This window comes from Streptomyces sp. NPDC003016, assembly GCF_053591455.1.
On record NZ_JBSFTV010000085.1, the window covers coordinates 1 to 8,925 of the forward strand.

9 protein-coding genes and 1 pseudogene are annotated in these 8,925 nt (G+C 70.5%); 5 read left to right on the plus strand and 5 right to left on the minus strand.

From position 1 onward, the window contains the following. Positions 1-193 (plus strand): cellulose binding domain-containing protein (locus ACWDZ4_RS34795; protein WP_451512383.1); only part of this gene is annotated, 193 nt, incomplete at its 5' end. Here ACWDZ4_RS34795 and ACWDZ4_RS34800 read toward each other — a convergent pair. The 3 genes and pseudogenes from ACWDZ4_RS34800 to ACWDZ4_RS34810 all read right to left on the minus strand — a co-directional run bounded on the left by ACWDZ4_RS34800 (position 127) and on the right by ACWDZ4_RS34810 (position 2,536). Then, a complete protein-coding gene (locus tag ACWDZ4_RS34800; protein ID WP_451512391.1) occupies positions 127-696 on the minus strand; it encodes a cellulose binding domain-containing protein in 570 nt (189 codons plus the stop codon). The genes ACWDZ4_RS34795 and ACWDZ4_RS34800 overlap by 67 nt on opposite strands. Before the next feature lie 84 nt (positions 697-780). Beyond that, positions 781-1,280: pseudogene (locus ACWDZ4_RS34805) on the minus strand (lytic polysaccharide monooxygenase); the annotation flags it as partial. Positions 1,281-1,453: 173 nt separating this feature from the next. Further along, positions 1,454-2,536, minus strand: a complete 1,083-nt coding sequence (locus tag ACWDZ4_RS34810; RefSeq protein WP_451512384.1) for a fibronectin type III domain-containing protein — start codon at positions 2,534-2,536, stop codon at positions 1,454-1,456. A 195-nt stretch (positions 2,537-2,731) separates the two neighbouring features. On the opposite strand from ACWDZ4_RS34810, the gene ACWDZ4_RS34815 reads away from it, so the two are divergent. After that, positions 2,732-3,622 carry an SDR family oxidoreductase gene (locus tag ACWDZ4_RS34815; RefSeq protein WP_451512385.1) on the plus strand — a complete coding sequence of 297 codons (891 nt, stop codon included), beginning with the start codon at positions 2,732-2,734 and terminating at the stop codon, positions 3,620-3,622. Between the two features lie 53 nt (positions 3,623-3,675). Here the strand turns inward: ACWDZ4_RS34815 and ACWDZ4_RS34820 are convergent, their stop codons facing one another. Then, positions 3,676-4,473, minus strand: coding sequence for an SDR family NAD(P)-dependent oxidoreductase (locus tag ACWDZ4_RS34820; RefSeq protein WP_451512386.1), 798 nt, complete (start codon positions 4,471-4,473; stop codon positions 3,676-3,678). 383 nt (positions 4,474-4,856) lie between these two features. Here ACWDZ4_RS34820 and ACWDZ4_RS34825 point away from each other — a divergent pair, with 383 nt between their 5' ends. Genes ACWDZ4_RS34825 through grpE form a run of 3 tightly spaced genes read left to right on the plus strand, consistent with a single transcriptional unit; the run spans position 4,857 to position 7,724 of the window. Next, positions 4,857-5,279 (plus strand): J domain-containing protein, encoded by a 423-nt coding sequence (locus ACWDZ4_RS34825; protein WP_451512387.1) that lies wholly within the window; start codon positions 4,857-4,859, stop codon positions 5,277-5,279. A gap of 10 nt (positions 5,280-5,289) precedes the next feature. Further along, positions 5,290-7,152 carry a molecular chaperone DnaK gene (gene dnaK / locus ACWDZ4_RS34830; protein WP_451512388.1) on the plus strand — a complete coding sequence of 621 codons (1,863 nt, stop codon included), beginning with the start codon at positions 5,290-5,292 and terminating at the stop codon, positions 7,150-7,152. Then, on the plus strand, positions 7,149-7,724 hold the full coding sequence (gene grpE / locus ACWDZ4_RS34835) for a nucleotide exchange factor GrpE (protein WP_451512389.1): 576 nt from the start codon (positions 7,149-7,151) through the stop codon (positions 7,722-7,724). The genes dnaK and grpE overlap by 4 nt, the downstream gene beginning before the upstream one ends. Positions 7,725-7,867: 143 nt before the next feature. Here grpE and ACWDZ4_RS34840 read toward each other — a convergent pair whose 3' ends face one another. Then, the gene (locus ACWDZ4_RS34840) at positions 7,868-8,710 is read right to left on the minus strand and encodes an MBL fold metallo-hydrolase (protein WP_451512390.1); all 843 of its coding nucleotides are present in this window, start codon (positions 8,708-8,710) and stop codon (positions 7,868-7,870) included. Between the last annotated feature and the right edge of the window lie 215 nt (positions 8,711-8,925).

Sequence of the window (8,925 nt, forward strand, 5' to 3'; positions counted from 1 at the left end):
ACAGACCCTCACCAACGCCTGGAACGCCACCGTCAGCCCGTCCTCCGGGACGGTGACCGCGACGAACACCGCCTCCAACGCACTGATCACGCCGGACGGCAGCCAGCCCTTCGGCTTCCAGGGCACCTACACGGGGACCTTCACCAAGCCGACGCAGTTCACCCTCAACGGAACCGCGTGCACCGTGGCCTGACCGGCTGCGCCAAGGACAGGGCGACAGACCGACGCACGGAGGCCGCTCCGCCCACCGAGTGGGCGGAGCGGCCTCTTCGTACCGGCTGCTCGTGCCGGCTCTCCTGCCGGCTGGTGGTGCACCATGCAGCTGATCTGCGGGGTGCCCGGCGGGGCCCCGCCCGTCACCGTGAAGCCGTACGCCGTGGTGGCTCCGGGCGAGAGGGAACCGTTCCAGGCGGCGTTGGAGACGGTGATCGCGGTGCCGCTGCCCCCGAGCGTGCCGTTCCACACCGTGTCGACGCGCTGGCCGTCCGGCAGAGTGGCGTGGACGATCCAGGACGGGACGGGCGCGGTGCCCGTGTTCTTCTTCACGGTCACCGCGGTCCGGTAGCCGCCGTTCCAGGCGTTGACGACGCGCTGCGTGGCACTGCACGTCCCGACAGGAACAGGGGTCGGGGTCGGGGTGAGTGTGGGCGTCGGGCCGGGGCCGGGTGTACCGCCGGTGTCGCCGACGCCCGCCATCTCACCGTTGCCACCGTCGAACACCACGTCCGAGCAGCCGTGGAAGGTCTCCTGGCTGTCCGAGTGCTGCCACACCGAGTAGATGACGTGCTTGCCGGTCTTGGGCGCCGGCAGGGCCCCGGTCCACTTGTACTGGCCCTCCAGCGTGCCCACCTGGCCGGTGACCTTCGGGTGGTCGACGGTCAGGAACGGCTGGTCCTCCAGGTCGTCCCAGCCCAGCGGCTGGGACGGGTCGTAACCGTCCTTGGTGACGTACAGGTGCAACCAGCCCGGGTGCGCGGCCCAGGCGTTGCAGAGAAGTCGAGCCGGCCGCCCGAGGTCGGACGGGTGAGCGGCCAGTCCTCGCGCGGCAGGTCGAAACCGGAGTAGACGGGGTTGCCGCCGCTGCACGGCTTTCCGTCCGGGATGAACCCCTCCGTGTGCCCGCCGCCGTCGGAGCGGAGCACCGGGAGCCAGTTGTAGGGCGAGTTGTCACCGCTCCGGGTCACAGCGGCGTCGCACGCGGGGTTCTCGGAGTCGATGTTGCCCTGCGGGGTGAGTCCGTCCTTCCAGCACAGGAAGGTACGGCTGCCGGGCCGCATCATCGCCCCGTGCGCGACGGCCGGGTTGGAGGACCGTATGACTTTCCTGGTGTTTCTCCTTCCGCGCCTTTCCGGTCCTTCCGGGAGTGCGGTGCACAGGGGCCTGTCCGCCCGGCGGTACGGCGCCCGGCCGGGCGGACAGGGGTCAGGGGGTGGTGAGGACCGGCGTGCGCCGGTCAGGCCGGCGGGATCCCCCAGGCGAGGGTGGTGCCGGTGTACGCCGGGACTGCCGGAGCATCGGTGTACGCGGTGGCCGCCGAGCGGCTGTAGTCGTCGGCCTCGTCGAAGTTCGACCAGTCCGACTTGCTCATCCGCACCTGGATGTCACCGGTGCCTTTGCCGGCCGCCAGCGAGCCGCCGGAGAAGGTCACCTCCAGGTAGGCGTCCGCACCGGCGACCGGGGTGGTCAGCGCGACGACCCGCAGCTTCACCCGTGAGCAGCCCAGCGCCGCGTAGTCGCAGAACGCGCCGACCGAGGCGGATCCGGTGTTGACGACCTGGAGACCCGGGCGGACGGAGTTGTCCGTGGCCGAGCCGTCGTTGTTCTTGTAGCGGACCTTCAGCGCGCCCGACGGGCCGCCACCACCACCGTCTCCGGCCCCGTTCGTCACACTCAGCGCCGCCGACGGCGCCGACACGTTGCCCGCCGCGTCCCGCGCCCGCACGGTGTAGCTGTACGCGGTCGAGGGCGAGAGGCCGGTGTCCGTGAACGACGTACCGGACACCGGCGTCGTGTTCACCTTCGCCGTGCCCCGGTACACGTCGTACCCCGCCACGCGCACGTTGTCCGTCGACGCGCTCCACGACAGCGACACACTGCTCGCCGTCTTCGCCGTACTGCTCAGGGCAGTGGGCGCGGTCGGCGCGGTCGTGTCCGTCGGGTCCGGGTCACCGCCACCGCCGTCGGTGGGAACGGCCGGGTAGGCGTTCTTCACCAGCATCTCGAACTGGTGGTGGAACCAGTGGCCGGCCAGCGGAGCATCGGGCAGCGCGCCGGTCTTGCTGTTGCCGGCGGCGGGAGCCGTGTACGCCGGGTCGCACATCGGGTCCTGGCGCTTGCCCTCGTCGTTCGGGATGTCCTTGCTCGCGCCGTCCGACTCGCCGGGCGGCTTGACCCACAGGAACGCGTCGAGGTGCGAGTCCGGGTAACCGGCGGGCGCCGCCTGCGGCGGCTGCCCCATCCCCGCGCCGTCGGTGGCGGTGGTCGCGGCCCTGGCCGCCGGCCCTCTTCGTTTCCTTCTACGGTCCTGCTGCGTCACGTGCGGTCTCCCTGTCGGCGGAGTGCGGGGTAGCGGGTGGGAGCGCTCCCAGTCACGGTGCAGCATCAATGAAGCAGCGGGTAACGCTCATGTCAATGCACATGACAAGCCCATCAGTTCCTTGTCCCCAGGTTCGAAAATCCCGCTTCGGGGAACGCAAGGATGGTCAAAACCCACCCCCACCGGGAGAACGTCATGAGTGAAGAGAGCCGCGAGACCGAAAACCCCGTCACAAAGCATCCCCAGCCGAAGCTCCCGGACCAGGAGCAGGCGCACCCCGGCTGGACGGGTCCGATGGACCCCCCGCCCGACCACGGCGAGGACTCCTACCGGGGAAGCGGGCTCCTGGAGGGCATGGCGGCGGTGGTGACCGGCGGAGACTCGGGGATCGGGCGGGCGGTGTGCCTGGCCTTCGCGCGTGAGGGCGCCGACGTCCTGCTCACGTATCTCCCGGAGGAGGAGCAGGACGCCGCGACCACCTCACAGCTCGTCGAGAAAGCGGGCCGCAGGGCCGTCGCGGTGAGCTGCGACATCCGGGACGAGGAGCAGTGCCGTGCGCTCGTCGACCGGGCGGTCGCGGAATTCGGCCGGATCAACATCCTGGTGAACAACGCCGCCTACCAGATGTCCCAGCCGGACGGGATCGGCTCCATCACCACCGAGCAGTTCGACCGGGTCATGAAGACCAATCTCTACGGCATGTTCTGGCTGTCGAAGATGGCCCTCCCCCACATCCCCGAGGGCGGCTCCATCATCAACTCCGCCTCCGTCCAGGCGTACAAGCCCAGCCCCCATCTGCTCGACTACGCCATGACGAAGTCGGCCATCGTCGCCTTCACCCAGGGACTGGCGCAGATGGTGGCGTCCAGCGGCATCCGCGTCAACGCCGTCGCCCCCGGCCCGGTCTGGACCCCGCTGATTCCGGCGACCATGCCGGACACCACGGAGTTCGGGAAGCAGTCACCGCTGGGCCGCCCGGCGCAGCCGGCCGAAATGGCCCCGGCCTACGTGTTCCTCGCCTCCCCGCAGGCGAGCTACATCACGGCCGAGATCGTCAACGCCACCGGAGGCACGCCCCTGCCGTAACCGCGTGCCGTAACCGCACCCGCGAACCGCACCCGTGAGCCACGCCGCGGCGCTCACTTCTCTCCGCCGGAACCGGGTTCCGCCGCCTTCCGGTGTGCGGCCGCCTTGACGCTGTCGGGGACGACCCTGCTCACGACGGCTTGCGCCTTGGTCTTCACCGAGCCCGCCACGGCCTTCTTCCTGCCGGCCATCAGCGCCTCGAAGCCCTGCCTCGCCACCTGTTCGGGGTCGTCCTTCTTCTGCCGCCCGATCCGGGTGTCCTCCATGCCGGCGCGGTGGAAGAAGTGCGTCTCGGTCACGCCGGGCATGACCGAGGTGACCGTCACTCCGGTGTCCTCGAGTTCGTTCCGCAGCGCCTGGGCGAACGACTGGACGAAGGACTTGGAGGCGTTGTACACGGCCTGGAACGCGCCGGGCACCGTCGCGGCGACGGACGACATGAACAGGAGCCTCCCCTCGCCGCGAGCGACCATGTCCGGCAGCAGCCCCTTCGCCAGCCGCACGGTGGAGGTGATGTTCAGGTCGATGACGCGCAGCTCGTCGGCGAGGTCCGTATCGAGGAAGGCCCCGCCCCGCCCGACACCGGCGTTGAGCGCGGCGGCGGCGACGGGCCGCCCGGTCGCCGCGACGGCGTCCAGCAGCCGTTCGACCCCGTCCGGTGCGGTCAGATCGGTCCGCACGGTGTGCACGCCGGCTCCATGGGCCCGTACTTCGTCCGCGGCGATGCCGAGTCCAAGGTCTTCAGCGGCCAGCACGAGGTCGAACCCGTTTTCGGCGAATTGCTTGGCCAGCTCGAAACCGATTCCGCTGGAGGCACCGGTGACGACGGCCAGAGGCCTGGTCTCGTTCATGCGCGGCGGGTACCCCTCCGCGGGTCACCGTATCGATATGACCCTTTTGCCTTACCGAGACCGGCACGGCGTGCGTCGCGCACACGCTGGACGGCTGACGCGGACGGCGTGACCGCGAGCGCACCTGGGCCCAGCGCCAGCCGGTGGCGGCGGCCAGGACACGGCACCCGGAGCGTCTCGGCCGCACAGGACCGCCTGATGGGCGTCTCATATATCCACTCACGGGTGGGCCTTGAGCGGCACGCCTTGCCGAAAGGCGCCGTTGCCGGAACACGTCGTTGCCGGAACCGGGCCTCCTTGACATTTTCGTCGGCGCGTTCTATTCAGGTTTTGAAGAGGTTTCCTCCGTATCCGCAGGTCAGAGCGGTCGGGAGGTGAGCGCAGTGGCAGGGCGGAAGATCTCTGGCGGTCAGCGTGACCACTACGCGGTGCTCGGCGTGGAGCCGACCGCTTCGGCCGGGCAGATCGCTTCGGCCTACCGCAGGCTGGTACGCGCGCTGCACCCCGACGCCAGCCCCGACACCAACCCCGGCACTGCTCCCGGCTCCGGCGAGCCGGCGGTGGACGGCCGGTTCACCGATGTCGTGGCCGCCTACGGCACGCTGCGCGATCCCGTCCTCCGCGCCGCATACGACTCCCGGCTCGGGACGAGGGGGCCGAAGAGCCCACCGAAGAGTCCGCCGGGGCGCGGCGCGCTGATATGGGCGGGTCCCACCCGGGTGGCCGCGCCGTACGACGGACCCGGCACACCGCGTCCGTACCCGCCCACGGTCTGGGACCTGTGGTGGAAGTGGGACGCAGGGTGAGGAGAAGGCAATGGCACGTGCAGTGGGTATCGACCTCGGTACGACGAACTCGGTGGTCTGCGTGCTGGAGGGCGGCGAGCCCACGGTCATCACCAACACCGAGGGCACCCGGACGACCCCCTCGGTGGTCGGTTTCGCGAAGAGCGGCGATGTGCTGGTGGGCGAGATCGCCAAGCGGCAGGCCGTGACCAACATCGAGCGCACCGCGCGGTCGGTCAAGCGCCACATGGGCGAGGCGCGGTGGCGGTTCCCCGACACCGGGGACATCGACGGCAAGCGCTACACCGCGCAGGAGATCTCCGCACGCGTTCTGCAGAAGCTCAAGCGCGACGCCGAGGCGTACCTGGGCGAGGGGGTGACGGACGCCGTCATCACCGTCCCGGCGTACTTCAACGACTCCCAGCGCACCGCGACGAAGGAGGCCGGCGAGATCGCGGGCCTCAAGGTGCTGCGGATCATCAACGAGCCGACGGCCGCGGCGCTCGCGTACGGCCTGGACAAGGAGAACGACCAGACGATCCTCGTCTTCGACCTCGGTGGCGGCACGTTCGACGTCTCGCTGCTGGAGATCGGCGACGGCGTCGTCGAGGTGAAGGCCACCAACGGCGACACGCACCTGGGCGGCGACGACTGGGACCAGCGGATCGTGGACCACCTGGCCAAGCAGTTCAAGAACGCGTACGGCATCGACCTGTCCAAGGACAAGATGGCCACGCAACGGCTGCGCGAGGCCGCCGAGCGGGCCAAGATCGAGCTGTCGGCCGCGACCGAGACCAACATCAACCTGCCGTACCTGAGCGCGTCGGCCGAGGGGCCGCTGCACCTGGACGAGAAGCTCACCCGCTCGCAGTTCCAGCAGCTGACCGCCGACCTCCTGGACCGCTGCAAGGCCCCGTTCCACAACGCGGTCAAGGACGCGAAGATCGAGGTCTCCGACATCGACCATGTGATCATGGTCGGCGGCTCGACCCGTATGCCGGCCGTGACCGATCTGGTCAGGGAGCTCACCGGCAAGGATCCGCACAAGGGTGTGAACCCGGACGAGGTCGTCGCCATCGGCGCCTCGCTCCAGGCCGGTGTCCTCAAGGGTGAGGTCAAGGACGTTCTCCTGCTCGACGTCACGCCGCTGTCCCTCGGTATCGAGACCAAGGGCGGCATCATGACCAAGCTCATCGAGCGCAACACCACGATCCCGACCAAGCGCTCCGAGACCTTCACGACGGCCGAGGACAACCAGCCGTCCGTGCAGATCCAGGTCTTCCAGGGCGAGCGCGAGATCGCGGCGTACAACAAGAAGCTCGGCATGTTCGAGCTGACCGGTCTGCCGCCGGCCCCGCGCGGGGTCCCGCAGATCGAGGTCGCCTTCGACATCGACGCCAACGGCATCATGCACGTGACGGCCAAGGACCTCGGCACCGGCAAGGAGCAGCGGATGACCGTCACCGGCGGCTCCTCGCTGCCGAAGGACGACATCGACCGGATGGTCCGCGAGGCCGAGCAGCACGCGGAGGAGGACCACAGGCGCCGCGAGACGGCCGAGACCCGCAACCGTGCCGAGCAGCTCGTCCACCAGACGGAGAAGTTCCTCAAGGACAACGAGGACAAGGTTCCGGGTGATGTGAAGACCGAGGTCGAGACCGCCGTCGGCGAGCTGAGGGAGAAGCTCGAGGGCGAGGACACGGCTGAGATCCGCACGGCGACGGAGAAGGTCGCGGCCGTCTCCCAGAAGCTGGGCCAGGCCATGTACGCCAACGCCGAGGGCGCCCGGGCCGCCGGGGGCGACGGTGCGGGCGCCGGACAGGCCACGGCGGACGACGACGTCGTCGACGCCGAGATCGTCGACGAGGACAGGCAGCGGGGAGGCGCGGGATGAGCCGCCCGACCGACGTCCGGGGCCGCCCCGGCGCGTCGCTGGAGATCGTCCGGGACGGCGGCCGGGACGGCCCCCCGGCCACGCTTTCGGCCCGCGCCGGGGACGGGGCCGGGTCCGGGGCTCCCCGTCCGTCCCGGGAGGAGGAACTCCACGCGGAACTGCGGGAACTCACGGCCGACCTGCAACGGCTGAAGGCCGAGTACGACAACTACCGCAAGCGGGTACGCCGCGATCGCCTGGCGGTCCGCGAGATCGCCTTGGCCAATGTGCTCGGCCGGCTCCTGCCCGTGCTCGACGCCCTCGCCGGCGCCGCCGAGCAGGGCGAGGTGACCGGCGGCTTCGAGCGTGTCTCCCAGGCGCTGCAGACCGAGCTGGCGGCGCTGGGCCTGCAGCGCTTCGGCACCGTGGGCGACCCCTTCGACCCGCTCGTGCACGAGGCCGTCTCGTACCGCTGTACCGACCGGGCCGAACGCTCGACCTGCACCGCGGTCCTGCGCCCGGGGTACCGGGTCGGCGACCAGCTCCTGCGCCCCGCCCAGGTGGCGGTCGCCGGTCCGCCGGCCGATCCGTGACGCGCCTGCCAGCGCTGGGCCCGCCCCGGGCTCACCCGGCGGGCGGGACCGGCGTCCGGTGGTGCGGCGGGGGACGCGTACCGCGAGGAGAACGATGACGCCGGCACTTCCCGCCCCCGGGTCGGCGCGCCCGGGACACGCGGTCAGGACAGGACCGTGGGAGGGGCTCCGTCCGGAGTGATCACCGCCTGCCGGCCGTGGTGGCAGTGGACGATCCGGTCCGCCAGCCCGCGTGCTTCGGCTTCGGCGAGGAAGTGGGACAGCGGCGACTTCATCACCGTGTAGTCGCCGTAGTGCACCGGCATGACCAGGCGGGGGCGCAGACGCCGGGCCAGCTCCGCACCTTGCGCGCCGTCCATCGTCACCACCAGGCCGCCGGGCAGCCGCGTACCGCCGAGGTGCAGCACCGCCAGGTCCATGTCGGGGTAACGGCGGCCGATCTCCTCCAGGCCGTCGAACAGCAGGGTGTCGCCCGACACGTACAGCCGGAGCCGTACGGGCCCCCGGGCGGGCCCGAATTCCAGCATGCTGCCCATCACCGGCGGCAGCAGGCGGCGCAGCAGCGGGTTGCCGGCATGGCGGCCCGGCAGAGCGGTCACCCGCACCCGGGTGTCTTTGCGGGTGAGGGTGTGGTCCTGCCACGCGCGCAGCCCGACGGCGTGGTGGAATCCGTGGAGGCCCTTCAGCCGGCGACTGGCGTGCGGTGTGCTGAGGACGGGCAGTGAACGGTCCAGATGACGCCGGGCGGTTCTGTCCCAGTGGTCGCCGTGAAGGTGGGACAGGATCACGCCGTCGAGGCGGGGGAGCCGGTACACGTCGATGTCCGGTTCGGTGAGGCGGCGGCTGACCAGGCCGTATCCGAGGTAGGCGTGCTGGCCGCGGTGCAGGAAGTTCGGGTCCGTGACGAGTGTCAGCTCGCCGTAGCGCAGCAGGACGGTGGCGTTGCCGACGAAGTGGATGTGGAGCGCGTTGTCGGGGTGTGTCATGACCGGCTCTCTCCGTTCGGATCGCCCGGCTTACCGCTGACCGGTACCCACCTTCGTGGAGCCGACTCGGAGGTCACGGTTCACGGCGTACTCGTCAAGACGTGTGAAGACGTGTGAAGGCGGAGCGGCTCGCCCCGGGGCGAGCCTGCCGCTCCCCGGTGGCGCCGGTCAGCGCGTCACCACCGTCCGCTGCGCCGAGAAGTCGCCCCACTTCC